Source organism: Curtobacterium sp. 24E2 (assembly GCF_016925595.1).
Lineage (GTDB): Bacteria > Actinomycetota > Actinomycetes > Actinomycetales > Microbacteriaceae > Curtobacterium.
This window is the reverse complement of sequence record NZ_CP068987.1, coordinates 3731413-3756361: the sequence shown is the minus strand read 5'-3', so window position 1 is coordinate 3756361 and position 24949 is coordinate 3731413. Positions and strand designations below refer to the sequence as shown.

General features: G+C 68.8%; 26 protein-coding genes and 3 pseudogenes. 15 read left to right on the top strand and 14 right to left on the bottom strand.

Annotation, left to right across the window (positions count from 1 at the left end):
- The first annotated feature begins 38 nt into the window (after window positions 1–38).
- From JN350_RS18470 to JN350_RS18450, 5 genes are read left to right on the top strand one after another with little or no spacing between them, the layout of a single operon-like run.
- Entirely contained in the window at window positions 39–623 is a 585-nt protein-coding gene (locus JN350_RS18470; protein ID WP_205463122.1) for a type 2 periplasmic-binding domain-containing protein, read from the top strand.
- The gene (locus JN350_RS18465) at window positions 620–943 is read left to right on the top strand and encodes a sugar ABC transporter permease (protein ID WP_205463121.1); all 324 of its coding nucleotides are present in this window, start codon (window positions 620–622) and stop codon (window positions 941–943) included. Before JN350_RS18470 ends, JN350_RS18465 begins: the two co-directional genes overlap by 4 nt.
- Window positions 944–956: 13 nt before the next feature.
- Entirely contained in the window at window positions 957–1571 is a 615-nt protein-coding gene (locus tag JN350_RS18460; protein WP_205463120.1) for a carbohydrate ABC transporter permease, read from the top strand.
- Window positions 1568–2542, top strand: coding sequence for a carbohydrate ABC transporter permease (locus JN350_RS18455; protein WP_205463119.1), 975 nt, complete (start codon window positions 1568–1570; stop codon window positions 2540–2542). Before JN350_RS18460 ends, JN350_RS18455 begins: the two co-directional genes overlap by 4 nt.
- Window positions 2539–4422 (top strand): beta-L-arabinofuranosidase domain-containing protein, encoded by a 1884-nt coding sequence (locus JN350_RS18450; protein ID WP_205463118.1) that lies wholly within the window; start codon window positions 2539–2541, stop codon window positions 4420–4422. Before JN350_RS18455 ends, JN350_RS18450 begins: the two co-directional genes overlap by 4 nt.
- A gap of 146 nt (window positions 4423–4568) precedes the next feature.
- On the opposite strand, the gene JN350_RS18445 is transcribed toward JN350_RS18450, so the two are convergent.
- A complete protein-coding gene (locus JN350_RS18445; RefSeq protein WP_205463117.1) occupies window positions 4569–5516 on the bottom strand; it encodes a CPBP family intramembrane glutamic endopeptidase in 948 nt (315 codons plus the stop codon).
- A 3-nt stretch (window positions 5517–5519) separates the two neighbouring features.
- Here JN350_RS18445 and JN350_RS18440 point away from each other — a divergent pair, with 3 nt between their 5' ends.
- Window positions 5520–6530: a serine hydrolase domain-containing protein gene (locus tag JN350_RS18440; RefSeq protein WP_461963343.1), complete on the top strand. Its 1011-nt coding sequence runs from the start codon at window positions 5520–5522 to the stop codon at window positions 6528–6530.
- Window positions 6531–6699: 169 nt separating this feature from the next.
- On the opposite strand, the pseudogene JN350_RS18435 reads toward JN350_RS18440, so the two are convergent.
- Window positions 6700–7275 (bottom strand): annotated as a pseudogene (locus JN350_RS18435) (uroporphyrinogen decarboxylase/cobalamine-independent methonine synthase family protein); the annotation flags it as partial.
- Between the two features lie 158 nt (window positions 7276–7433).
- On the opposite strand from JN350_RS18435, the gene JN350_RS18430 reads away from it, so the two are divergent.
- Genes JN350_RS18430 through JN350_RS18410 form a run of 5 tightly spaced genes read left to right on the top strand, consistent with a single transcriptional unit; the run spans window position 7434 to window position 9772 of the window.
- Window positions 7434–8183 (top strand): hypothetical protein, encoded by a 750-nt coding sequence (locus tag JN350_RS18430; protein WP_205463115.1) that lies wholly within the window; start codon window positions 7434–7436, stop codon window positions 8181–8183.
- 32 nt (window positions 8184–8215) lie between these two features.
- On the top strand, window positions 8216–8455 hold the full coding sequence (locus JN350_RS18425; protein WP_205463114.1) for a PLD nuclease N-terminal domain-containing protein: 240 nt from the start codon (window positions 8216–8218) through the stop codon (window positions 8453–8455).
- Window positions 8347–9126 (top strand): serine hydrolase domain-containing protein, encoded by a 780-nt coding sequence (locus JN350_RS18420; protein ID WP_275898004.1) that lies wholly within the window; start codon window positions 8347–8349, stop codon window positions 9124–9126. The genes JN350_RS18425 and JN350_RS18420 overlap by 109 nt, the downstream gene beginning before the upstream one ends.
- Window positions 9123–9308 (top strand): hypothetical protein, encoded by a 186-nt coding sequence (locus JN350_RS18415; RefSeq protein WP_205463112.1) that lies wholly within the window; start codon window positions 9123–9125, stop codon window positions 9306–9308. Before JN350_RS18420 ends, JN350_RS18415 begins: the two co-directional genes overlap by 4 nt.
- A complete protein-coding gene (locus JN350_RS18410) occupies window positions 9296–9772 on the top strand; it encodes an SdpI family protein (RefSeq protein WP_205463111.1) in 477 nt (158 codons plus the stop codon). Before JN350_RS18415 ends, JN350_RS18410 begins: the two co-directional genes overlap by 13 nt.
- Before the next feature lie 165 nt (window positions 9773–9937).
- Here the strand turns inward: JN350_RS18410 and JN350_RS18405 are convergent, their stop codons facing one another.
- Both JN350_RS18405 and JN350_RS18400 read right to left on the bottom strand, forming a co-directional pair.
- Window positions 9938–10987 carry a methionine synthase gene (locus JN350_RS18405; RefSeq protein WP_205463110.1) on the bottom strand — a complete coding sequence of 350 codons (1050 nt, stop codon included), beginning with the start codon at window positions 10985–10987 and terminating at the stop codon, window positions 9938–9940.
- A 20-nt stretch (window positions 10988–11007) separates the two neighbouring features.
- A pseudogene (locus tag JN350_RS18400) lies at window positions 11008–11969 on the bottom strand (putative oxygenase MesX).
- Window positions 11970–12088: 119 nt separating this feature from the next.
- On the opposite strand from JN350_RS18400, the gene JN350_RS18395 reads away from it, so the two are divergent.
- Window positions 12089–13030 (top strand): LysR family transcriptional regulator, encoded by a 942-nt coding sequence (locus JN350_RS18395; protein WP_205463109.1) that lies wholly within the window; start codon window positions 12089–12091, stop codon window positions 13028–13030.
- Between the two features lie 74 nt (window positions 13031–13104).
- Here JN350_RS18395 and JN350_RS18390 read toward each other — a convergent pair whose 3' ends face one another.
- Window positions 13105–14598 carry a family 20 glycosylhydrolase gene (locus JN350_RS18390; protein WP_205463108.1) on the bottom strand — a complete coding sequence of 498 codons (1494 nt, stop codon included), beginning with the start codon at window positions 14596–14598 and terminating at the stop codon, window positions 13105–13107.
- Between the two features lie 89 nt (window positions 14599–14687).
- Between JN350_RS18390 and JN350_RS18385 the strand changes: the two genes are divergently transcribed.
- Window positions 14688–15866: a GDSL-type esterase/lipase family protein gene (locus tag JN350_RS18385; protein WP_205463107.1), complete on the top strand. Its 1179-nt coding sequence runs from the start codon at window positions 14688–14690 to the stop codon at window positions 15864–15866.
- A 21-nt stretch (window positions 15867–15887) separates the two neighbouring features.
- Here the strand turns inward: JN350_RS18385 and JN350_RS18380 are convergent, their stop codons facing one another.
- From JN350_RS18380 to JN350_RS18345, 8 genes are all read right to left on the bottom strand, one after another.
- Complete coding sequence (locus JN350_RS18380; protein WP_205463106.1) at window positions 15888–17354, bottom strand: SDR family NAD(P)-dependent oxidoreductase; 1467 nt, start codon at window positions 17352–17354, stop codon at window positions 15888–15890.
- A gap of 18 nt (window positions 17355–17372) precedes the next feature.
- A complete protein-coding gene (locus JN350_RS18375; protein ID WP_205463105.1) occupies window positions 17373–18446 on the bottom strand; it encodes a threonine aldolase family protein in 1074 nt (357 codons plus the stop codon).
- Window positions 18447–18450: 4 nt separating this feature from the next.
- Window positions 18451–19122, bottom strand: a complete 672-nt coding sequence (locus JN350_RS18370; protein ID WP_240347431.1) for an SDR family NAD(P)-dependent oxidoreductase — start codon at window positions 19120–19122, stop codon at window positions 18451–18453.
- Window positions 19119–20600: a DUF6421 family protein gene (locus JN350_RS18365; protein WP_205463104.1), complete on the bottom strand. Its 1482-nt coding sequence runs from the start codon at window positions 20598–20600 to the stop codon at window positions 19119–19121. The genes JN350_RS18370 and JN350_RS18365 overlap by 4 nt, the downstream gene beginning before the upstream one ends.
- A 375-nt stretch (window positions 20601–20975) precedes the next feature.
- On the bottom strand, window positions 20976–21701 hold the full coding sequence (locus JN350_RS18360; protein WP_205463103.1) for a hypothetical protein: 726 nt from the start codon (window positions 21699–21701) through the stop codon (window positions 20976–20978).
- Window positions 21698–22597, bottom strand: coding sequence for an ATP-binding cassette domain-containing protein (locus JN350_RS18355; RefSeq protein WP_240347430.1), 900 nt, complete (start codon window positions 22595–22597; stop codon window positions 21698–21700). The genes JN350_RS18360 and JN350_RS18355 overlap by 4 nt, the downstream gene beginning before the upstream one ends.
- The gene (locus JN350_RS18350) at window positions 22594–22848 is read right to left on the bottom strand and encodes a hypothetical protein (RefSeq protein WP_131921396.1); all 255 of its coding nucleotides are present in this window, start codon (window positions 22846–22848) and stop codon (window positions 22594–22596) included. Before JN350_RS18350 ends, JN350_RS18355 begins: the two co-directional genes overlap by 4 nt.
- Before the next feature lie 59 nt (window positions 22849–22907).
- Window positions 22908–23366 carry a hypothetical protein gene (locus JN350_RS18345; protein WP_205463102.1) on the bottom strand — a complete coding sequence of 153 codons (459 nt, stop codon included), beginning with the start codon at window positions 23364–23366 and terminating at the stop codon, window positions 22908–22910.
- 148 nt (window positions 23367–23514) lie between these two features.
- On the opposite strand from JN350_RS18345, the pseudogene JN350_RS19960 reads away from it, so the two are divergent.
- Window positions 23515–24089, top strand: a pseudogene (locus JN350_RS19960) (TetR family transcriptional regulator).
- 32 nt (window positions 24090–24121) lie between these two features.
- Complete coding sequence (locus JN350_RS18330) at window positions 24122–24343, top strand: hypothetical protein (protein ID WP_205463100.1); 222 nt, start codon at window positions 24122–24124, stop codon at window positions 24341–24343.
- A gap of 46 nt (window positions 24344–24389) precedes the next feature.
- Here the strand turns inward: JN350_RS18330 and JN350_RS18325 are convergent, their stop codons facing one another.
- A complete protein-coding gene (locus tag JN350_RS18325; protein ID WP_240347428.1) occupies window positions 24390–24932 on the bottom strand; it encodes a GntR family transcriptional regulator in 543 nt (180 codons plus the stop codon).
- Window positions 24933–24949: the final 17 nt, after the last annotated feature.

Below are 24949 nucleotides of genomic sequence, written 5' to 3'. Positions count from 1 at the left end.
GCCAGAAGGCGGAGTTCACCAGCCCTGAGCTCGTCGGGATGGTCGACTGGTACCAGGACATGTGGAAGTCCGGGCTCATGCAGAAGACCGACCAGCCGAACCAGGACCCGGGCAACGTCGGGCAGGAGAACGCCCTGAACGGCAAGGTCGGCATCCTGTTCGGCGGCGCGAACACCCTCACCGCGAAGAAGGCGGATTTCGGCAGCGCGGTCGGGATCCCCGGCGTGGAGGGCGGCTCCGGCTCGTTCCTCGGTGGTGACGAGATCGGCATGACGGCCGGCGCGAAGAACGCCGACGGCGCGTGGTCCCTCATGAAGTGGCTCGTCAGCTCGAAGAAGGCCGCCGAGATCGACCTGTCGCAGGGCTGGATCGCGCCGGACCTCACGGTGGCGAAGAGCCTCGCGACGGACGACTGGTCGAAGGACATCGTCGACACGCTCGCGATCGGCAAGCTCCCGAAGAGCATCGCCTACAACGCGGTGATCAACGACCCGAACGGTCCGTGGGCGCAGCAGTCCCAGAAGGTCATCTTCCAGGGCGCCGACGCGAAGACCGCGCTGGCGAGCGCCGAGAAGCAGGCCAACTCGCTCATCGAGCAGGCGTACAGCCAGGTCGGGCAGTGACAGCCGTCACCTCCTCGGCACTCGCCGGGGTCGCGGACGGGGCGAAGCGCTCCCGTCCGCGCTCCGCGAGCCGTCGTCGCCAGACCCTTGCGTGGGTGCTCGTGGCGCCGGCGCTCGTCCTCGCGGTCGTGTTCTTCGTCGTGCCGATGGTGCTGCTCGTCGGGATGTCGTTCTCGAACTGGCCCCTGCTCGGCAAGGTCAGCGTCGCCGGGGTCGCGAACTACGCGCAGGCGTTCCAGGACACCGCGTTCTGGCGCTCCCTCGGCTTCTCGCTGCTCTTCACGGCGGTGTCGGTGCCGCTCGGGATGGCCGCGAGCTGACGCCGCCGCGACGATGGTCCGTGGCGAGGGCCGACTCGTCTCCTTCGTCCGGACGGCGTTCTTCATGCCCGTCGTCATCGGGTTCACCGCCGCCGCGTACATGGCGAACGTGCTCCTCGTGCCGGGGACGGGCGTGATCAACGTCCTGCTGCGTTCGGTCGGCCTGACCAACGGCGACACGGCGTGGTTCACGTCGCCCGACACGGCGTTCTGGGCGGTCATCGTCCTGACGGTGTGGAAGTCGATGGGCGTTGCGATGATCCTGCTGATGGCGGGCATGCAGGCCGTGCCGACCGAGGTGATCGAGGCGGCGAAGATCGACGGTGCCGGGTGGTGGCGCCGTGAGGGCTCGGTGGTCTTCCCGCTCGTCCGACGGCAGTTCGCGCTGTGCATGCTGCTCGCGGTGTCGGGGTCGATCCTGGTGTTCGACCAGTTCTACGTGCTGACCAAGGGCGGCCCGAGCGGGTCGACCACGACGACCGTGATGTACACGTACCAGCAGTCGTTCGTCCGCTACGACCTCGGCTACGGCGCCGCCCTGTCGATGATCCTCACCGTGATCATCCTCGTCATCGCGATCGTCCAGCTCCGGGCCCTGCGCTCCACCGGACAGGAGGACGAGCGATGAGCGCGACCGACGTGACCAGACGGACGACCGCAGCGTCCCGACGCGACGCGAGCCGCGCCTCCAGGCCGGGTTCGCCGGGCACTCCGGGCCGGACCGACCTGCCGGGCGTGACCCCGCCGCGTCGGCGTCGGGTGCACGCGAGCGGCGTCGCGTACGTCGTCGTGGGGACAGTGCTGGCGTTGCTGTTCATCGCGCCGGTCCTGTACATCCTGTTCCGGTCGTTCCTGCCGGCGGACGCCGACGCCCGAGGGATCGGGTTCGAGTCGATCGCGACGCTCACGCTCCGGAACTACACGAAGGTGTTCGACCCCTCGGTCGACCTGCGACAGAACATCGTCAACTCGTTCGTCGTCGCGATCTCGGTCGCCGTGCTCGTCGCCATCGTGTCCACGCTCGCCGCGTACGCGTTGTCGAAGATCCGGTTCCGCGGGTCGACGATCGTGTTCGTGCTCCTGCTGGCGCCGCTCGTTGTGCCGTTCCAGGGCCTGCTCACGCCGCTGTCGATCGTGCTCGGCAAGCTCGGGCTGCTCGACTCGCTCGCCGGCGTGGTGCTGGTGCTCGTGACGCTCCAGCTGCCGTTCTCGGTGTTCGTCATGCGGAACACGTTCGACGGCATCCCCTCGGAGCTCGAGGACGCGGCCGCCATCGACGGCGCCGGCACCGGGCGGATCCTTCGCTCGGTGATGCTGCCGCTCGCGTGGCCGGGACTCGTCACCACCGCACTGTTCGGCTTCATGGCCGGCTGGAACGACCTGCTCAGCTCGGTCACGTTCCTGTCGACCGACAGCAAGTACACACTCCCGCTCGCGCTGTCGAGCATCAGCACGTCCTTCAAGATCCCCGGCGTGCCGGTGATCGACCCGGGGCTCCTCACCGCCGTCGCCTGCGTGGCGACCGTCCCGGTGGTCGTGCTGTTCCTCGCACTGCAGCGGTACTACACCAGAGGTCTCATCGGAGGATCCATCAAATGACCATCACGGACAGCCCGACCACCGGCACCGCTGCCGACGCTCCCACCCCCAGCGGTCGGCCGCACCGGCCCCTGCCGCTCGGGAGCATCACACCCGGCGGCTGGCTGCTGGACCAGCTCCGGCTGCAGGCCGACAACATCACCGGGCAGCTCGAGGCGCTCTGGCCCGACGTCGGACCGGACAGCGGCTGGCGCGGCGGAGCAGGTGAGAACTGGGAACGCGGGCCGTACTACCTGGACGGACTCGTGCCGCTCGCACACGTGCTGCACGATGACAGACTGTTGGCGCTCGCGACGCCGTGGATCGAGTGGATCCTCGGCTCGCAGCGCGAGGACGGGTTCTTCGGACCGACCGGCAACGACGACTGGTGGCCACGGATGGTCGCGTGCAAGGTGCTCACGCAGCACGCCGACGCCACCGGGGACGAGCGCGTCGCACCCTTCCTGGCGCGGTACTTCCGGCACCAGCTCGAGCACCTGCCCGGACGCCCGCTCACCTCGTGGGGTCGTGCACGCGGAGCGGACGCTGCGCTGTCGGTGTGGTGGCTGCACGAGCAGACGAGCGAGGAGTGGCTGCTCGACCTCGTTGACGTACTCGCGGCACAGACGATCCGGTGGGACGAGTACCTGACCGGTGACCTCATCACCGGCGCCGCACGGGTGTTCTCGCACCGCACCCACGGACCGAACGTCGCGATGGGGCTGAAGACCGGCGCGGTAGACGCCCTCCGTGACCGCGACCTCACCGGACACGCCGCCCGTACAGAGTTGGCGTTCGGGAACCTCGATCGGTGGCACGGGCAGGCCCACGGATGGTTCTCCGGCGATGAGTGGCTCGGGGGACCGTCCGCGACGGCGGGTGTCGAGACGTGCCAGGTCGTCGAGATGATGTTCACCCAGGAGGTCCACGCGCAGGTGTACGGCCGGGCGATCGACGGCGATCGGCTCGAGCACCTCGCGTACAACCTTCTGCCGGCGTCGAGCGACCCCGAGATGCGCGGACACCAGTACCACCAGCAGGCGAACCAGGTCGAGGTGTCCGTCGCCCGCCGCGAGTGGAGCTTCTCGTCGGACGACGCCGGGATCTTCGGCCTCGAGCCGCACTTCGGCTGCTGCACCGCGAACCTGCACCAGGGATGGCCGAAGTTCGTCGCGAACTCCTGGTTGCGTGATGACGACGGGCTGCGGGTCGTCGCGTACGCGCCCGTGTCGCTGCGGACGTCCGTCGGACCCGACCCCGTGGCGATCGAGGTCGACACGGCGTACCCGTTCGACGAGACCGTCACCATCCGTGTGGAGACCGAGCGGACGGCACCGTTCGCGCTCCGACTCCGCATCCCGGAGTGGGCCGACGGCGCCCGGCTGACGGTCGGCGGTGCCCCGGTGGCGCTCGCCGGTGAGTCGCGACTCCAGGCCGAGGACGGCTACGTGACCCTGGAACGCGACTGGTCGACGGCCGGTGACGTCGTGCTCGTGCTGCCGATGCGGGCGCGCGTGACGCGACGCGAGCGGCAGGCGGCATCGGTGCGGCTCGGGCCGCTGACGATGGTGTACTCGCCGGGGAGCGCTGGGTGGAGCACGAGGGCGCGCCGGGCATCGGGGAGTGGGAGATCTACCCGCGCGGGTCGTGGAACTGGGCGCTGGACCAGGTCGGATCAGCCGCTTCGTGGCGGGTCACCCGCGGAACTGTTCCGGCGGCGCCGTGGTCGCTCCGGGACCGGCGGAGCGCTGCGGTCGTGCTGCACGCGCCGGGCGCCCGAGCGACCGAGTGGCGGATGGCGGGCGCGCAGGCCGACGTTCCCCCGGCGAGTCCGGTGCTCGACCACGGGTCCGATGACGACCTGCGCCTCGTGCCGTACGCGTCGGCGCGGCTGCGGGTGACGGAGTTCCCGGTGATCGGGAACTGGCGGGACGTGGACGATGTGGAGGAGCCGGGGCGGTAGCTGGAGGCGGCTTTCCGGACTGGAGGCGCGGTGCCGGTTGGCGCCGCGCCTCCGGTCCAGCGATGCGGGCAGCGCCATGTCGGTTCACACGTCGAGCCGACGATCCGGAACACTGCAGCTCGGAGTTGGCGGTTCCGAGGTTCCTCGGCCGAACGCACCGCCTTGTCGCCGCCGAGCGACTCCGAGCCAGACGAGCATCGCCGCGATGACGATCCACCCCGTCACTGAGAGGGGGCCGACCAGGCGCTGGTCGAAGGGTGGGAAGAGCGCTGATTGGTAGGTGGTGAAGACGTTGAGCCCTGCATGGGCGAGGACACACGGCAGCAGTGATCGGCTGTGCAGCCGCAACCAACCGATGAGTACTCCGACGCCTGTGCACGCCACCGTCATCATGCAGACGCCGAGCAGATCGCGCTGGTCGTAGTTGAGGCCGAGCAGGATCGCAGGCGTGTGCCAGACGCCCCAGATGAGTCCGCTGAGCGGGAGCGCCCACCGTGGTGCAAGCTCCACGAGACGGGGCAGGAGCCAGCCGCGCCAACCGACCTCTTCTCCTGCCACCGCGACGCTCGTCACGGCAAGACCGACGGGGAGGTTCACGAGCTGGAGGACGGCGAGAGCGGCCATCGGTAGCGGCGGCTCCTCGCCGGTGAGTTGCACGAACAGGGTCTTGAGCGGGGATCGTTCCGGGTCCATTTCGAGCCATCCGAAACACAGGCCCAGCGCCCAGCTCCCCACCACAAGAGCCGCCGATGCCGCCGTCGCCCAGAGCCCGATACGCCAACCACGCCGGGTGAAGAAGGCGTCGAGGCCGACGCCGCGGAGGACTGAGCGGCCGCGGTGCCGCTCCAGGGCGACAGCGACGAGCAGTGCGCTCGCCGCAGGGGTGAACATCATCGCAACTGTGGCGAGATACGCCCCCGGGCTGCCCACCGGATCCGCGAGGTCAGCGCTCGACAGGAGCGCCGGTGTGAGGAGAGCCCAGGCTCCGCCGTAGGCCAGGGCGATGAAGACGATGATTCGCGCGACGAGCAATCTATGCGCCCCCGATGCTTGACATGTCGCACACATTATTGGAATTGTTGCCGCGGGCGCATCCCCGGCGGTTCTCCCGTCGATCGCAAGCCCAGCGCAAATGGAGGCCGACGATGCCCAGTGAGGGCTGCCGCCCGCTTGATGGACCCTTCGGAGAGGATGGGCCCGGTGCGGAACCCGCTTGAAGCCTCTGGGCACTGGCGCGCGAGTCTTCGCGCAGGCGATGGCTGGCGCGCCGTTCGTGGGCCCCGTGGGCCGTACGCCACCGCCTCGATGCTCGAGTGGGGGAGCATCACGAAGGGACTCGTGGGCACGACGGCCTGGCTCACGCTCGAGGTCGAGCGGCCGGTCGCGCTCTACCTCCCCGGGATGCCCGATGCCGAGATGACGGTTGCTGATCTCGTCCACCACACCTCGGGTCTGCCCCGGCTTCCGGCCACGATGCGCGACCGAATGTTCGGTGACCCGTACCGAGAGTCCGTCGGGGTTTCTCTGGATCTGGCAGCTGCGGTGCCGGTCACGCCGCGAGGCCAGTTCGCGTACTCGAACCTGGGGTACGCGCTCCTCGGCGCAGTGCTCGACGAGGTGCACGGCGACTGGTTCGCCGCCGTGCGCCAGCACGTCCTCGACCCGGCGGGGATCAGCTCTGCGGCCCTCGTGCCAGCGGATGCAGACCGCGTGGTGCCGAAGCTCTTCGGTCGCGCGATCCGGCCGTGGGCGCTCGGAGGATCGTCGTTCGCGGCGGCCGGTGGCGTCTGGTCCACGTTCGACGATCTCTGTCGCTACGCCGACTGGGCGCTCGAGCCCGGCGCCGGGCCCTCCCGCACGGTGAGCTGGCAGCGGGAAGGAGCATCGATCTGGATCAACGGAGAGGTGCGAGCCGCAGGAGCGGTCATCGCCAGCGCGGCAGGGCTCACCGCGGTGGTGCACACGCTGGCGAAGGCCCCACACGCGGCCGACGCGATCGCCACAGCGCTCATCGAGCAGGAGGTGCGGTCGGAATGCGACGGCTGATGACCGAGCCGGTGCAGGCGGTGAAGGGTGCCGGCAGTACCAACGCGACCTGTCAGCCGGACGGAAGCCGCGCCTCCAGGCCGGATCGAGAGCCGCGCACGCGGCGGACGCAACACGAACGGCGGCCCTCCTCCTTCCGGAAGAGAGCCGCCGTGATGTCTCGCAGTGGTCAGCGCGCCGACGGCACCGCCGTGCTGGCGAGCTCAGCCCGCACGATGTCTGCACCAGCCGACAGCGCACCGAGCTTGTCCAGCGCGGCCCCACGAGCCAGCGGCGCCATCCCGCAGTTCGAGCTGGGGATGAGCTTGTCGGCGTCGACGAACTCGAGCGCCCGCCGCAGCACTTCCGCGACCTCTTCCGGGGTCTCCACGGTCTCGGTCGCGACGTCGATCGCCCCGAGCATGACCTTCTTCCCGCGGATCAGTTCGACGAGGTCGAGCGGCACGTGGGAGTGGATGCACTCCAGCGACACGATGTCGATCGACGACTGCTGCAGGAGCGGGAACGACTGCTCGTACTGCCGCCACTCGGCGCCGAGCGTCTCCTTCCACTTGTTGTTGGCCTCGATCCCGTAGCCGTAACAGATGTGCACGGCGGTCTCGGCGCGCAGGCCCTCGGTTGCGCGTTCGAGTGCGGCCACGCCCCAGTCCTGCACCTCGTCGTGGAAGACGGTGAAGGCGGGCTCGTCGAACTGGATGATGTCGACGCCGGCGGCTTCGAGTTCGCGCGCTTCCTGGTTGAGGATCGTCCGCCTCCGCAGGCCCCTCCCCAAGTCCAGAGACGACACGCCCGGATTGCTTCTGAAGTTGCATATCTGATGTATTGGTGAGTTGACTGCTCATTGTTGGCAACGCTGCCGACGACGAGATTCGGCGTTGGCGCCGGAGAGTGAGGGGAAGTTTCATGAAGCAGTCGACCTACGGACGGATCGTCTCGATCGGCGCAGCGTGCGCCGTCGTCGCCACCTCCATCATTGGTGCCGCGCCAGCCAACGCCGCGGCCACACCGCCCGGCGCCGGTGACGTTGCCGCTCCGCGAACGCCGTCTGCAGTGTTGTCGGCTATCCGCGCCGACCTCGTTGCTTCCGGAGCTTCGTCTGACGTCGCGGCCTTCGACCACCTCAACGCTGAACAGCGACACGAGCTCGCCTCGTACTTCTTGGATCCGGCTGTTGCGTCTGCCGCAACTGCCGCCTCCGACGAGAGAGTGCTTGGCCCGAAGACCGTTCGCACGAGCGGGGACTTTGAGTGGGGTGAGGTGGAACCGTCGGGGGCCGAGCGAAACGAAGATGGCGTCGGGGTGGGGACCAGGGCGGCATCGCGGTCGTCTTGGGGCACACAGTGGTTCGCCTTCGCTGGAATCAGGCTCACCGAGACGAAGGTCTCGATGTCGTACGAGTACAGCGGTACCACGGCGAGGAAGATGCTCGGATACTCGTGCACGGTCGTCAGGAACGTGCAGCCGTTCACGCAGGTGGCGACCTCCAAGAGCAGCGGCTACATCAGTGGCGGACAGGCCACCGCGAAGTGCAAGGTCGTCGTGAAGCGTGGCGTGCCGACCCCATGGGGAACGATTGCGTGGAGCACGTACTCCGCGGTCCAGGGGCTCAGCGCCAAGGGCAACGGCGCGATCACCTACAACCGCTGGGAGTGAACGAATTGACGTCTTGGACGGAGGAATAGACCATGAACCCGCTCGTTCCGACAGCGCTCGACGGAGTGCTGATGACCGTGTCACTCGTCGCTCTGTTCCTCGCGCTCGCAGCGCTCCTCTCGTTGATGCGATCCGGGTCGACCTCCGGCCGTCGCTTGATCGCATGGACCCTCGTCGTCCTCTTCATCCCGATCATCGGACCGGCAACGTGGTTCGTAGCACGGCGCCGCGAGCGGTCGACCGAAGCCAACGGTGCTGGGTTCGGCTCGTAGTGGTCGGAGCCGTCGCGCGAGATTCACGGACGCCATCTGGACACTGGCGCGCGAGTCTTCGCGCGGCTGACGGCTGGCGAACGGTCCGTGAGTCCCGAGGGCCGTACGCAACCGCTTCGATGCTCCAGTGGGGGAGCATCACGAAGGGAATCGTGGGCACGACGGCTTGGCTCACACTCGAGGTCGAGCGGCCGGTCGTGTACTACCTCCCCGGTGTGCCCGACGCTGACATGACCGTTGCTGACCTCGTGCACCACACCTCGGGTTTGCCACGGCTTCCGGCCACGATGCGCGACCGACTGTTCGGCGACCCGTATCGAGAGGCTGTCGGGGTTCCTCTGGACCTGGCAGCTGCGGGGCCGGTCACGCCCCGAGGCCAGTTCGTGTACTCGAACCTGGGATACGCCCTCCTCGGTGCGGTACTCGACGAGGTGCACGGCGACTGGTTCACCGCTGTGCGCCAGCACGTCCTCGAGCCGGCGGGGATCAGCTCTGCCACGCTCGAGCCTCTTCCAGCAGACCGGGTGGTGGCGAAGCTCTTCGGTCGCACGATTCAGCCGTGGGCGCTCGGAGGATCGTCGTTCGCGGCGGCAGGCGGCGTCTGGTCGACGTTCGACGATCTCTGTCGCTACGCCGACTGGGCGCTCGAACCGGGCGCTCCCGCACGGTGAGCTGGCAGCGGGAAGGGGCATCGACCTGGATCAACGGAGAGGTGCGAGCGGCGGGAGCGATCATCGCCAACGCGGCAGGGTTCACGGCGGTGGTGCACACGCTCGCGAAGGCCCCGCGCGCGGCCGACGCGATCGCCACGGCGCTCATCGAGCAGGAGGTGCGGGAGACATGCAACGGTTGATGATCGCACCGATGCCCAGCGCCCGCGGTCGGCGCACGCGCGAGGGGCCTTTCGCAGCCATCGCCGCTGCGTTCCCCGTCGTCGTCGAGGTTGTGCTCACCAGCGCCTGGTGGGATCGGTTACCCGAACGGATCGCGACGTCGTTCGGTCCGGACGGGAGCCCGAGCGGGTACGGAACACCGTTGGGAACCGCGATCCTGCTCGCGGCGATACAGGCGCTGTCCCTCGTGGCGGCTGTCGTGTCCGCCTTCGCTCGTGACCGGCGCAGAGGGCGCATCTCATGTGCGGTCACCGCAGGGTTCGTCGCGGCGCTCGCGATGAGCTGGCTGATCATCGTGGGATTGGCGTCTTCGACGTTGAGTCCGACGGCTTGGTGGCTTCTCGCGGCGGCGCCCGCGTGGGCCGTTGTTCCGTTGTGGCTGCTTCCCCGGCGAGGGACTGAAAGCGGATCGCTGAGGCCGTGACCGGGGTCGAGGGACAGTAGAGGGTGCGGGCGTTGCCAACGCAACCTGTCAGCCGGACGGAAGCCGCGCCTCCCGGCCAGATCGAGAGCCGCGCACGCGGCGGACGCAACACGAACGGCGGCTCTCCTCCATCCGGAAGAAAGCCGCCGCGGTGTCTCGCAGTGGTCAGCGCGCCGACGGGACCGCCGTACCGACGAGCTCAGCCCGCACGATGTCCGCTCCAGCGGACAGCGCACCGAGCTTGTCGAGCGCTGCCCCACGCGCAAGGGGAGCCATCCCGCAGTTCGAGCTGGGGATGAGCTTGTCGGCGTCGACGAACTCGAGCGCCCGCCGCAGCACTTCCGCGACCTCCTCCGGGGTCTCCACGACCTCGGTCGCGACGTCGATCGCCCCGAGCATGACCTTCTTCCCGCGGATCAGCTCCACGAGGTCGAGCGGCACGTGCGAGTGGATGCACTCGAGCGAGACGATGTCGATCGACGACTGCTGCAGCAGCGGGAAGGACTGCTCGTACTGGCGCCACTCGGCGCCGAGCGTCTCCTTCCACTTGTTGTTCGCCTCGATGCCGTAGCCGTAACAGATGTGCACGGCGGTCTCGGCGCGCAGGCCCTCGGTGGCGCGTTCGAGTGCGGCCACGCCCCAGTCCTGTACCTCGTCGTGGAACACGGTGAAGGCGGGCTCATCGAACTGGATGATGTCGACGCCGACAGCCTCGAGCTCGCGCGCTTCCTGGTTGAGGATCGTGGCGAACTCCCACGCCAGCTTCTCGCGGCTCTTGTAGTGCTGGTCGGAGAGCGTGTCGATCATCGTCATCGGGCCGGGGAGCGCCCACTTGATCGGCCGGTCGGTCTGGGCGCGGAGGAAGCGGGCGTCGTCCACGAACACGGGTGCGCGTCGGCTGACGGCACCGACGACGGTCGGGACGGCCGCGTCGTACCGGTCACGGATCCGGACGGTCTCCTTGCGCTCGAGGTCGACGCCGTCCAGGTGCTCGATGAACGTCGTGACGAAGTGCTGGCGGGTCTGCTCGCCGTCGCTGACGATGTCGATGCCGCGGCGCTCCTGCTCGTGGACGGCGGAGCGGAGTGCGTCCTGCTTGCCCTCGGTGAGCGCTGCGCCCTGCAGGTTCCAGGGGGACCAGAGCTTCTCGGGCTCGGCGAGCCAGGACGGTTTCGGCAGGCTGCCGACGATCGAGGTGGGCAGGAGAGTGCTCATGCGGGTGCGAGTCCTAACGATCAGAGAGAAGGAATGGCGGCGTCGGCAGCGAACCGCGAGAGGAGTGCGCGGTGCGGCGTCACGAGGTGCTCCTCGGTCCACCGGCCCTGGGTGATCCCGAGGCGGCTGCGCTCCTCGCGGTCGTAGGTGACCGGGGTGGGCGTGAAGTCGGTGTGGTCGAGGGTGGGGCGGTAGGTGCTGCCGGCCGGGGTGTTCGCGGCGTAGATCTCCGGGCGGTAGATCTTCTGGAAGGTCTCCATGGTGGCGATCGTGCCGATGAGCTGCAGGTCCGTGTAGTCCCCGGTCAGGTCGCCGCGCGTGTAGAACGCGAGCGGGGCCGACGCTCCGGCGGGCTGGAAGTACCGGACCCGCATGCCCATCCGACCGAAGTAGTCGTCGGTGAGCGATGAGTGCTCGTGCTCGTACTCGGCGCCGAGGACGGGGTGGACGTACCCGGTCTGGCGGTAGGTCTGGCTCGTCGAGACGCTGATGCAGACGACGGGCTCGCCACCGAACCCGTCGCGGAATGCCGGCGACGAAAGGAACCGCTGGAAGAGGGCCCCGTGCAGCGCCCCGAAGTCAGACGGCAAGCCCGACGATGACGGCAGCAGCACCGAGAAGTCGTAGTCGCGCAGGTACGACGAGAAGTTGTTGCCGAGGATGCCGCGGTGGTGCTCGCCGGTGTGCTGGTCGACGATCGTGACGTCGAGCATCTCGAGCAGCGGGAACTCCGCGTCCGATCCACCGTCGGAGAACGCCAGTGAGGCCGAGACGATGTCGAGCTGCAGGCGGTAGCGATCGCCGGCAAGCAAGAGGTCGTTCGCGCGTCCGTCGATCATCGCCAGCGCAGCGCGGAGGTTCTGCTGACGGTGCTCGCCGCGCGCCAGGTTGGCGAAGTTCGTGGTCAGCCGGGAGCTGTCCGCGGGGAGTAGTCCTCGTCGAAGCGGGTCCGGGTGATGCTGAAGGTGAGGTCGTTCGCCATGGTCGGCAATCTGTTCGTCGAGCACCCGAAGGCACTGGGGAAGGAGTACTCCGATGATGGCGGGAACCATAAGCCATCAGGTAATACCGAGACGCTATGCACCGGTATAGCCTGCGCCTATGGCCCGCGTTTCGAACGACATCACCCTGCAGCAGCTCCGGTACTTCATCGAGGTCGCGACGGAGGGCTCGATCAGCGCCGCCGCCGACCTGCTCTACGTGTCGCAGCCGACCATGTCCGCGGCGATGAAGGACCTCGAGACGCGGATCGGACGCCCGCTCTTCACCCGCTCGGCCCGAGGGGTCGTGCTCACCGTCGACGGTGTCGAGTTCCTCGGGTACGCCCGGCAGGTCGTCGAGCAGGTGTCCCTGCTCGAACAGCGCTACGTCGGTGGACAGTCGTCGCGTCGGCTGCTCGGGGTGTCCGCCCAGCACTACTCGTTCGCGGTGGAGGCCTTCGTCCGCATGGTCGAAGCAGCCGCTGCGGACGAGTACGAGTTCTCGCTCCGCGAGACACGCACCTGGGACATCATCGAGGACGTCCGCACGCTGCGGAGCGAAGTGGGCATCCTCTACCGCAACGACTTCAACAAGCAGGTGCTCGGCAAGCTGCTGCGGGACGCCGGGGTCGTCTTCACGCCGCTGTTCGTCGCGCAGCCGCACATCTTCGTGGCCCGTCGGAACCCGATCGCGTCACGGGAGCGGGCAACCCTCGAGGACCTGGCCGACCTGCCGCGGCTGACGTTCGACCAGGGCGCGAACAACTCCTTCTACCTGGCCGAGGAGATCCTGTCGACGATGTCGAGCAAGCGGGAGATCCGGGTGTCGGACCGGGCGACGATCTTCAACCTCATGATCGGCCTCGGCGGGTACACGATCTCGACGGGCCTGATCAGCGACGACCTCGACCCCGAGATCGTCGCCATCCCCCTCGACGTCGACGAACGCATCGAGATCGGCTGGATCGCGCACGCCTCGGTTCCCCTCACCGTGCAGGCGCAGACGTACCTGGACGAGTTGCGCGCGGTGGTCACCAGCTACGGCGTCGAGCCGCTCGGATAGGCGGGCGGCGGGTCCGGCGGGTCCGGCGGGTCCGGCGGATCCGGCGGTCGGCCTGGAGGCCCGTCCCGCGTCCGTCAGGAGGCTGCGGTCTCGATCATCGCCTTCACGTGCGGCGCGCTCCACCGCAGGAGGGCGTCAGCAGGTGGACTGTCGAGGTCCTCGCCCCAGATCGCGACGGCCGCGCCGGACATCGGAGCAGCGAGACGTGCTCCGGAGTCGCCGTCCCACGTCCGGAGCGACCAGTGCTCGCGGAGGTCGGCGACGGTGTACTCGCTGTCGGCCGGGTCGAGGTCGGTCGGCACTTCGTAGAGGTAGTACGAGTTGTAGTTGAGCAGGTCGATCCCGGCCTTCTGGAGGTCGACCGCGCTCGCCCGTCGTGCTCGGCGTTCGCTGCGCTCCGCTGCGTCCTCGGTGTCACCGTCGAAGCTCCAGTAGGTGATGCGGATGCGCGGATCCAGTCGCCCGACGGCAGCCCGATCGATCCCGTCGTTCCAGGCCCACACCTCGCGGTTGCCGAGCGCGGCGGCCATCGCGTTCAGCCACGCGACGCGCCCGTCGGCCGTGACGTCGCCGCCCCATTCGTCTCCACCGATGTGCACGGTGCGGCTGGACGGGAAGGTTCGCTGCACCTCGGCGTAGAGCTTCGTCGCCAGCGCGAGACTGCCGGGCGCCGACGGGTCGAGCTCACTCTCGCCCGAACGGATGCGGTCGACCCACTTCGTGCCGTGCTGCGCCTCGAGCAGGGCGAAGGCGGCAGCCATGTGGCCGGGAGTGTCGACCTCGGGCACGATCCCCACGCCCTGCTTCGCCGCGTAGTCGGCGATCGTGCGTGCCTGCGCGGCGCTGAGGAACGGCCGGCCGGTCACGCGGCTCGTGTAGACGCCGTGGTCGAGATCAGCGTTCGCGAGCGTCTGGCCGAGGACCGTGCTCTCGATCCCGACGTTCTGGTCATCGGTGAGGTGCAGGTGCAGGAAGCGGCCGCCGTTGCCGGCGAGCATGTCGATGTACCGCTTGATCAGCGCCACGGGGTAGTAGGCACGGGCGACGTCGAGCATCACACCGGTCTCGGGACGTGCGCGCTTCGAAGGCTTGGTGGTGACGGTCGCCGTCGACGTGCGGCAGTGCTGCGCGGAGTACGCACCCGAGCAGGCGAGGACCGAGTACTTCCCGGCCGCGGCTCGGGAAGGCGTCGTGCGGACTGCGCTGACCGTCGTGCTCGAGCCCGCGGCGAGTGCCCGCACCGCGACCCGGCCGAGGGTGTACCGCTTGGTGCCGGCGGACAGGTACAGCCAAGCGGAGGAAGCCGGCTTCCGCACCGAGGTGGTGTTCTGCACCTGCAGCGTGGTGCGCACGGCGCTGCCGGTCGAGGTGACGGTGGACGCCGCGGTGACCTTGGTGACCGTCACCGGCGACGCCGCAGTGTCCGCTGATCCCGCGACCGCACCGATGCCGACCAGGGCTGCTGCCGACACGACGACCGCCAGACCGACCGCGATGGTCCGTCTGACGAGGTGCGGTGCAGTCGCTGGACCGGCGGTCGGGTCCGGAGTTCCGGTGGAGGAGGGCACGGACACGACGGTAGTTCACCAGGGTTGCGCGGATAGCATTGCCGCCCCGACGCCCGGTCGCGGATCCCATCCCACCCAAGGGAGACAACGTGAACGGCCACGAGCGCACCACCGATCGCGGACGGCGTCGAGGGGCGCCCCGGCTCGTCGCCGGACTGGTCGTCGCACTCGTGTCGATCGTCGTGACGGGGTGCTCCGCGGCGAAGCCCCCGGAGGCCGCCGAGCCGCTCGCGACCTGGAACGCTGCCGTGGCCGACCGGACCGAGGCGCCCGCGAACTGGGTTGCCCTGGGAGACTCGATCACCGAGGGGCAGGGCGCCTCGTCCCGCTCCACACGGTGGATGGACCTCACGCTCGACCAGCTGCGCACGGAGCACCCGACGGACGGGGTCACCGGAGGGGCCGGGTACCTGCCGGCGCAGTTCGCCGTGTACGCACCGGACTCGACCTGGGGTGACTGGGCGACGGCGCGCACTGGGGAGAGTCAGTTCGACGTCACCGCCCCCGACCTCGGCTACCGATCGGTCGCCATGCAGGCGGGCGCCTCGCGGAGCTACGGCTTCACGGGCACCGGGATCGACATCTGGTGGGCGCGCTACCCCGGGTCCGGTGACTTCACCTACAGCGTCGACGGAGCCGCACCGACGACCGTCGCCACGACCGGGACTGCCAGTACCGGGACGATCACGACGGTGGACGGATTGTCGAGCGGGGAGCACACGGTGACCATCACTGCCGTCGCGCGGTTCTCACTGCTGGGGTTCACGATCTACGACGGTGACCGGGACAAGGGGATCCACCGCTACGACTCCGCGCACTCGGGATCGACGATCGCGACGTTCACGAAGGACCAAGAGGGCTTCCTGACGGCGATGCGTCGTGCTGCTCCGGACCTCATCACCATCACGCTGGGTGGCAACGACGCGGCGAACCTCACACCCGACGAGCTCGGCGCCCAGTACGTGGCGTTCCTCGAGACGCTCGCGGCGCTGCCCACGAAGCCCTCGCTGCTCGTGATCGGCGAGTTCACCCCGGCCTCGAGCATGACGGACGGCATGGCGGAGCCGTGGTCGAACTACCTCGCCGAGATCAAGCGTGCCACAGCGAAGGGCGGAGCCGCGTACGTCAGCATGGCTGACACCTTCCCCGAGGCCGACACTTCCGGGACGGGGATCTACTCGACGGACGGCATCCACCCCAACGACGAGGGGCAGCGTCGGATCACGAAGCTCGTCCTCGCCACCCTGGCTGCGCACGAGGGTGGCTGACCGGCGGACGGGCCGTGGACCTCACCAGGAACTCGGCTTGTAGTCCTTCAGGAACACGCCGAACACGTCCTCGCCCGCCTCGCCCCGAACGATCGGGTCGTACACGCGGGCAGCCCCGTCGACGAGGTCGAGCGGCGCGTGGAAGCCCTCCTCCGCCAGCCGGACCTTCGTCGGGTGCGGTCGCTCGTCGGTGATCCACCCGGTGTCGACGCTCGTCATCAGGATGCGGTCGGTCTCGAACATCTCCTGCGCACTCGTGCGGGTGAGCATGTTCACGGCGGCCTTCGCCATGTTCGTGTGCGGGTGCCCCGGTCCCTTGTAGGCGCGGCCGAACACCCCTTCCATCGCGCTGACGTTCACCACGTAGGTGCGGTGCGCCGCGCTCGCCGCCATCGCGGGGCGGAGCTTGGAGATGAGGATGAAGGGCGCCGTGGTGTTCGCGAGTTGGACCTCGAGCATCTCGAGCGGGTCGACCTCGTCGACGGCCTGCGTCCACGAGTTGACGTCGTGCAGGTCGGGCACGAGACCACCGGCGTCGATCGCGGTGCCCATGGCGAGGCGCTCGAGCGAGCTCGACCCCGGAGCCATGGCCTGCTCGGTCAGCTCGTCGGCGCGGGCTGCGGCGGCCGCGAGGATCGGGTGCGCCGTCACCGAGCGGGCGAGCGCCTGCGGGTGCTGGTCGTTCGTGTGCCCGAAGGTCACGAGCTCGGGCAGCGGGCCGTCCGGCAGCGGCGCGAGTTCGGCGTCGACGAGGGGCTGGTACGCGCCGGGCGACCGGCGGACCGTCTGCGTGGCGTTGTTGATCAGGATGTCGAGCGGGCCAGCAGCGGCGACGTCCTCGGCGAGACCGATGACCTGGGCCGGGTCGCGCAGGTCGATGCCGACGACCTTGAGGCGCGAGATCCAGTCGGCCGAGTCGGGGAGGCTCGTGAACCGGCGCACGGCGTCGCGGGGGAACCGCGTCGTGATGGTCGTGTGGGCGCCGTCGCGCAGCAGGCGGAGCGCGATGTACATGCCGATCTTCGCGCGGCCGCCGGTCAGCAGGGCCCGCTTGCCACTCAGGTCGGTCCGGGCATCGCGCTTCGCGTGGCTCATCGCCGCGCACGACGGGCACAGCTGGTGGTAGAACGCGTCGACGACCGTGTACTGCTGCTTGCACATGTAGCAGGGGCGTGACTTCAGCAGGGTGCCTGCGGTGGACGCCGTGGTCGAGGTGCTGATCGGCACCCCGCGGGTCTCGTCGTCGATGCGGTCGGCTGCTCCGGTCGCGGTGGCGGCGATCACGCGGCGGTCGGCCTCGGCGATGACCGCGCGCTTCTCGAGGCGGTGGGCCCGCTTCACGGCCTTGAACATCTTCGCCGTGGCCTGACGCACCCGTACGAAGTCCGGGTGCGTCTCGTCGATGTCGCTCATCTGCTCGAGCACCCGGAGTGTGGCGTCGAGGTCCTCGGGGAGGATGCCGCTGGGTTCGGGGTGCTCGGAGATCACACGGGATTCTACGTTGGATCAGGCCGCGTCGAGCTCCCGCGTCAACGCCGCCACGAAGTCGTCGATGTCCTGCTCCGAGGTGTCGTACGCGCACATCCACCGCACCTCGTTGCGGCTGGCGTCCCAGTCGTAGAACCGGAAGTGCTTGCGCAGCCGCTCGGCCACACCCGCGGGCAGTGTCGCGAACACTCCGTTCGCCTGGGTCTCCTGGCTGAACCCGACGCCCTGGATGCTGCCGTCTGCGATCCGGGCCTCGAGTGCGCCGCGGAGCCGGGCGGCCATGGCGTTGGCGTGCCCGGCGGAGCGCAGGTACAGGTCGTCGGACAGCAGCGCGATGAGCTGCGCGGAGACGAACCGCATCTTCGACGACAGCTGCATGTTCATCTTGCGCAGGTAGTGCAGTCCCTCTGAGGCGTCGGGGTTGAGCACGACGATCGCCTCGCCGTAGAGCATGCCGTTCTTCGTGCCGCCGAAGCTCAGCACGTCCACGCCGGCATCGGTGGTGAAGTCGCGCAGGGGCAGGCCGAGGGTCGCGGCGGCGTTGGAGATGCGTGCGCCGTCCATGTGCAGCGTCATGCCGAGCGGGTGGACGTGGTCCGCGATCGCCCGGATCTCGTCGACGGTGTAGGCGGTGCCGAGTTCGGTGGTCTGCGTGATCGAGACCACGAGCGGCTGGGCACGGTGCTCGTCACCCCATCCCCAGGCCTCCTTGTCGATGAGCTCGGGGGTGAGCTTGCCGTCGGGGGTCTCGACCGGCAGCAGCTTGATCCCGCCGATGCGCTCGGGAGCACCCGCTTCGTCGGTGTGGATGTGTGCGGTCGTGGTGCACACGACGGCGCCCCACCGCGGCAGCATCGACTGCAGCCCGACGACGTTGGCGCCGGTGCCGTTGAACACCGGGAACGCCTGCGCCTGCGCGCCGAAGTGGTCGCCGATCACCTCGTTGAGGCGGGCCGTGTAGACGTCCTCGCCGTAGGCGATCTGGTGGCCGTCGTTGGCCGCGGCGATCGCGTCGAGGATCTCGGGGTGGACACCGGCGTAGTTGTCCGAGGCGAAGCCCCGCAGGTCCAGGTCGTGGAGTCGAAGGGTCACTGGTTCATCCTAAGGAGAGCGGGAGCGGGAGACGGGCGCCGTTCACGTCGGCCGGCGGTGCCGTCCCGAGCCGTACGACCTCGTCGCCGAGGCGGTCCTCCAGACCGGCCAGAGCGCCGACGACGAAGACGGTGGCTGCCGCCGAGTCCGGTGCGTCCTTCCGGAGGCCCTGGGCGACGGCACGGACCCACGCTTCGGAAGCGGCCTTGGCGGCTGCGTAGTTCGCGGCACCGGCGGTGGGGGAGTCGACGGCGGTGGAGGAGACGAACGTGAGTCGTCCGGCCGGGGACGCCACCAGGTCGTCGTAGAAGACGCGCGTGGTGTTCCGCAGGGTGCGGAACGCCCGGTCGAAGAAGTCCCAGTCGTCGTCCGACTGGCCGGCGATGCCCCCGCCCCCGCGCCACCCACCGACCAGGTGGACCAGTCCATCGACCGGTCCCGCCGTCTCGCGGACCGCAGCCGCGAGCGCGGTGACCGCCCCGAGGTCTGCGAGGTCGCACGTGTGGGTCGTGACGCCCGGGACGGAGGCGCGCAGGGCCTCCAGCGCGTCTGGTCTGGTGCCGACCGCGACGACGGCCGCCCCGGCGGAGGTGAGTGCGCGCGCGACGGCCGTGCCGCTGGTGCTGGTCGCGCCCGCGACCAGCACCGTGCGACCGGACAGGGATCCAGCGCTCACGCGGCGACGTCCGGAACGGACGGAACAGCGGAGGGAGCAACTGCCGACGAGCCGGTGATGCCAGCCGTCGAAGCGATGACCGCAGCCATCTTCTTGTTCAGCGCCTCGTAGAACATCGACAGTGGGAATTCGTCGTCGAGCACGGCGTCGGTGTAGCCCTTCGGCATTCCGGCGAGTGTTTCTTCCGGCAGTCCCCGCGCCCACTTCGAGGCCGGGTGCGGCGTGAGCGTCCGGGTCAGCATCTCGTACGCAGCGAGCCAGTGTGCCGATTTCGGCCGGTCGATCGAGCGCCGGTACAACTCGTTGATCTGATCGCTGAGCGCGATGATCACATCGGGAACGGCATCCCAGTCGATCGTGAGTCGTGTGTCGGTCCAGTGCAGGACATCGTGCTGGTGCATCCACGCGAACAACAACTGCCCGCCGAGCCCGTCGTAGTTCCGGACGCGGCTGCCGGTGATCGCGAACCGGAAGATGCGGTCGAACACGACGGCGTACTGCACCAGGCGGGCGTGGTCGCGGATCGCGCGTTGCGCCTCGTCGAGATCTGCATCCGGTACCGCGGAAAGCGCGCGTTCGAGCCGCACGGATTCCCGGAACGCCGTCAGGTCGCAGCGGAGTTCTTCCAGCGAGTAGAGGAAGAACGGCATCCGCTGCTTGATCATGAACGGGTCGAACGGCAGGTCGCCGCGCATGTGCGATCGGTCGTGGATGATGTCCCACATCACGAAGACCCGTTCCGTCAGCTCCTGGTCGTCGAGCATCGCTGCAGCGTCGTCCGGCAACTCCAGTTTGGTGATCTCCGCAGCGGCACGGACGACTCGGCGGTAGCGAGCGGCTTCGCGGTCCTGGAAGATCGCACCCCACGTGAACGTCGGGATCTCGCGCATCGCGACCGTCTCGGGGAACAGCACCGCCGAGTTCGTGTCGTACCCGGGCGTGAAGTCGACGAACCGCAGTGCGACAAAGAGCTGGTTGCTGTAGTCGCCCGCTTCGAGTTCCGCGATGAACTCCGGCCAGATGACCTCGACCAGGACGGCTTCGACGAACCGCGAGGAACTGCCGTTCTGCGTCACCATCGGGAAGACGACCAGGTGGCCGAGTCCGTCGATGCGGTGCTGTTGCGGCTGGAATGCGTTCAGTGCGTCGAGGAAGTCGGGAACGCCGAAACCGTCGCGTTCCCAGCGTGCGAAGTCGCGCTGCAGTGCAGCGAGGTACGCCGCATCGTGCGGGAAGAACGGGGCGAGTTCGGCAACTGCCGGGAGGATCGTGGCCAGGTGCTCCGAAGCGGTCGCGTGGTCCGACTGGTCGGGTATCGAGCCGTCGGCCGTCTGCAGCGCACGGAACGACACGACAGCGGCTTTCAGCCGCGTCCACGCGGGATGCTCGGCGACCTCGCGCACCGACGGGCGGTCCTCGACGACCTCGGGTTCTCCGACGATGGCGCCCTGCGTGAACTCCTGGACGAACTGTGACATGTCGAACCTCCCGTCATTGGGCTGGCCGCGGATCTGCGGCGTGGTGGTGCGCTTGTCATGAGCCTAGGGAGGATCGGGGGACGCATTCTTGCCCATCCGTGGGGGTTTCGTGCGCCGGGGCACTCTCCGCGCACGCGATGCCGTTCGGCGCGCAACGTTTCGCCGGCGCAGGCTCGGGAGAGCGTCAGCAGCTATGACTTGGTGACGGCGGCGATCGCCTCGCTGATGGTCGAGCTCGGGTGCTCTGCGCGCCATCGCCGCACTGCCGCAGGGTCCGGCGATGCTCCCTGGGGGATCGGCGTGGTCCCGGCCCGCCCGGGGGTACCCGATGTCTCGCAGGGCGCCCGCTTGCCTTGCCCGCGGTCGGACCAAGCATCAGCGAGGCTCCGCGCGGAGTTGTCGGACCCACCCGAGCGCAAGCGGGAGTGCGGTCCAGACCGCGAATGACGTCACCGCGGGCCCGAGTCCGACAGTGGTCTCCGACGTGATGGTCCAGGACAGTTGCGGCTCCGCGAGCCAAGACGCGAAGCCGTACGGGTTCAGCCAGTCGACCAGGCCGGGTGTGAACGCGAGCCCGATGGTCAGGAGAAGAGGTCCGAACACGGCGATGAGCAGGGCGAGCGCCGTTCGCAGCACGAGGCTCGCAACGGCGATTGCCGTGAGGGTTGCCGCGACCGTTGTCGCGAGCATCTGCCAGAACTGCGCCAGAACGGCAACGTCGAAGACGGAACCGACAGAACCGGGCCTGCTGACAACGAAGCCGACGGCTGCGAGGAGATGGATGGCAACGAGAGTCGAGGCAGCGAGGAGCAGGATTGCGGCGTAACGGGCACCGAGTATTCGTTGTCGGCGTGGCGTGACAGCGAACGTCGTCAACGCAGCGCGCGTGCTCCATTCCGCCGTGAACGCCATGACAGCCAGAAGGCCCATGAGCAGCGGAAGCGCAAGGCTGAGTCCGGCGACGAACGCCGCGAACGTCGTCGCATCTCGCGCAACGACAAAGGACAACAGGACACCGCTGACGGCCGCCGCCGCGAAGGCCCAGCGCGGCCCGCGCGTATCGACCGCGCGTCGCAGTTCGACGAGAACTAATCGGATCACATCGACTTCCCCTCGTATTCGGTCTCAGTGATGGAGGACAAGTAGGAATCAAGCCGGACGTCCTCTGCGCGGAGTGCGGAGAGCGCGATGCCCGAATCTCTGGCAAGCCGCCCGACGTCCACGGGTTCGAGGTCCACGAGCAAGCCTTCTGCCATCGGAGATGGGTGCGCCCCGACGAGCCGCAGAGCATGCGCGAAGCGCGGTTGATCCTCGGCCACGAGGAAACTCCGCCCGGTTCGTGCGCGCAGCTCCTCAAGCCGAACCTGGTCGACGACCCGTCCGCGCGAGATCGCAACGATGCGATCCGCAGTCCGCTCCACCGCCGCGAGCTGATGTGTGGAGACCAACACCGTCCCGCCCTGATCAGCGAATTGGCGAAGCATCCTGTCGAGCCACTGCATTCCTTCGGGATCCAGACCGTTGGAGGGCTCATCCAGGACGAGCACCCGAGGGCGTCCGAGTAGTGCATGCGCAAGCCCGAGTCGTTGCCGCATGCCGAGGGAGAGCTTGCCGACTCGCCTCGCGGCCACCGACTGCAACCCGACGGTCTCGAGGCACTCGTCGACTCGTTGCCTGGGCTCACCGATGGTGAAGGCGGTGAGTCGGAGCGTCTCGCGAACCGACAGACCTGGGTGGAACGCTGACGCGTCGAGAAGGGAACCGAGGAACCTGGCCGGAGCGGGCAGCTCCTGGAGTTCCTGACCGTTCACCATCGCAGTGCCGACGTCCGCTCGGGTGATCCCGGTCAGGATCCGAAGCGCGGTGGACTTGCCGGCGCCGTTCGGTCCGCAGAACGCTGTGATCGTCCCCTGCGGGCAGGTGAAGGACACATCGTCGAGGGCGACGTGCTTTCCGTAGGCCTTGCGGACCCCGCGCAGTTCGATCGGGTCGCTCACGAGACCACCTGATGGACAACCAACGCCGTGCCGATTGCTGCAACGCAGATCAGGAAGGCGGCCGGGGCGGCCTTGCTCTTCGGATCGACGGTGCCTGCAAAGCCCGAGGCGGTCAGCCCGGCTGCTCCGGCTGCGACCGACAGCGGCCAGCCGCTGGCGACGAGCACGACACAGGTTGTCCCGAGCAGGACCGCACTCACTGCGAGCCCGGTGCTGACCATGTGGCGCAGACGAGAGTGTTTGACGGGCACGGACCCTCCTTCTTCGTGCGCCGGAAGGGGCGGCGGAGGCCACCCCTTCCGGCGATGGATCAGTTGAAGAACTTCCAGATGTCCCAGGCAGTGATGAGGGCGCTGATGGTCTTCACGACCGTCTTGATCGCCGGCCACGCCGTCCGCTGGAAGGTTGCGTAGGACTTCTTGACGCCGTCGGAGAGCTTCTTCCAGAGCGCGGGGATCTTCTTCAGGGCGTTGACCGCGGTCCGGACGATCGTTGACCAACTCCGCGCACTGTCACCGTCGTGACCAGAAGTCGTCGCGCCAACGGCCCCTGGCCCGGAGGGCGCAACGGCTCCGGTCGCGGCGCGGACGTCAGTCTGAACAGTTCGGACCGTGGTGCTCGACGCGGTCGCGGACGCGGACTCGGATGTCAGCGCGGACGTAAGGGGTGCCGTGGCGTTGGCTGGCACCGCGGTTCCGAAGACGGCCGCCGCCGTGATGCAGGCCACGACCCCGGTCGAGGTCCAGTTTCGTCGCTTACGGAGATGCATGATTGCTCCTTCGCGATCAACAAGGGCGTCGGACCGTGCCTGGTCCGGCGCCCGTTCGTACACGTTCGACGGTAGCAAAGTGTCAGTATCACCGGTGTGACAATGAAATGTTGCGACGAGTTGCCATTGCGTCAGTACGGTTGTCTGCATGGCACGCTTCACGCCCCCAGCCGCCGACGCGATGCGCGCACGACTCCTGCTCGCAGCACGCGACGAGTTCGCCGCGGCCGGGCTCGTCGGCGCCAAGGTCGAGCGGATCGCCGCGGCGGCGTCGAGCAACAAGGCGCAGATCTTCCACTACTTCGGCAGCAAGGAGGGGCTGTTCGACGCTCTGCTCGCCCAGACCGTCGCCGAGACGTTCGACGAGGTCCCCGTCGACACCGACGACCTCGCCGAGTGGGCGGCTCGCCTGCACGACTCGTACGTCCAGCGGCCCTGGGCCGAACGGCTCGCGACGTGGCACCGCCTCGAGCGGGGAGCGACGGTGCGCTCGAAGCCGTCATCGCGAGCAACGCCGAGGCCGTCGCCGCGGTCGAGCACGCACAGCGCGCCGGGGTCCTGCCGCGCAGCTACCGGCCCGCGGTGCTGCTGGGCCTGGTGATGCACCTCGCTGCGTTCTGGAGCTCGAGTTCTCCCGAGTACGGCTCGTTGGTCGCGGCGGTCGCACCCGCGCGGCGTCGGCAGATCGTGATCGACGCGGTCAAGGCGCTCGTCGGGGGCTGACGCGGCGCACGGCCGGGCGTAGGGTTCGGCCCATGAGCAGCGACAACCGGTTCTTCCGCGCGGCCTTCGGGCGGCCGCTCGTCTGGGTCGGCGTGGTGTGGCTCGCGGTCGGGGTGGTCTGGGGCGTCCTGGCGATCGTCGAGCCGAGCACGTTCCGAACGATCATGGCCGTCCTGTGGCTGGTGCTCGGTGGCAGCATGCTCGCCGTCGCGCTCCGCGACAGGAAGCGCGGCCTCGGCCGGTACCAGCGCTAGTCGAGGCGGTCCGAGCGCGTCGGCAGGACCCGCACCGGGCCTCCCGTCAGCCTGCCGCGCCCGCGGCCACCCGCAGCGTCCGCTCCGCATCGTCGAGGTAGTCCGCCAGCAGCGCCGATGCCCCGGCCTGGTCGCCGGCGCGCAGCGCCACGACGATCGCGTCGTTCCGCTCCACGAACTCGGCGTGGAACGACCCCGGGTCGTCGGTCGTCAGGAACGCCAGCCGCATCTCGGCGAGCAGCCCGTCCATCAGCCCGTGGATCCGAGCGCTCGGGACCGCGCGGACGAGTTCGGAGTGGAACCGGATGTCCGCGGTGCCCACGGCGCCCCAGTCGCCCGCGACAGCAGCGTCCCGTGCAGCCGTGACGGCCGCCGCGGCTGCATCGAGTGCCGGTGCCGTCGGTGAGCACGCACGCACCGCGGCTTCCTCGAGCACCCGCCGGGCGGCGTACAGGTCGGCGACGTCCTCGGCGGAGAGTCGTCGCACGAAGACCCCGCGGTTGAACACGTGCTCGACGAGCCGGTCGCGTGCGAGCAGCCGGAAGGCCTCGCGCAGCGTGTTCCGCGACACCCCGAGCTGGTCGCTCAACCGTTCCTCGGACAGCT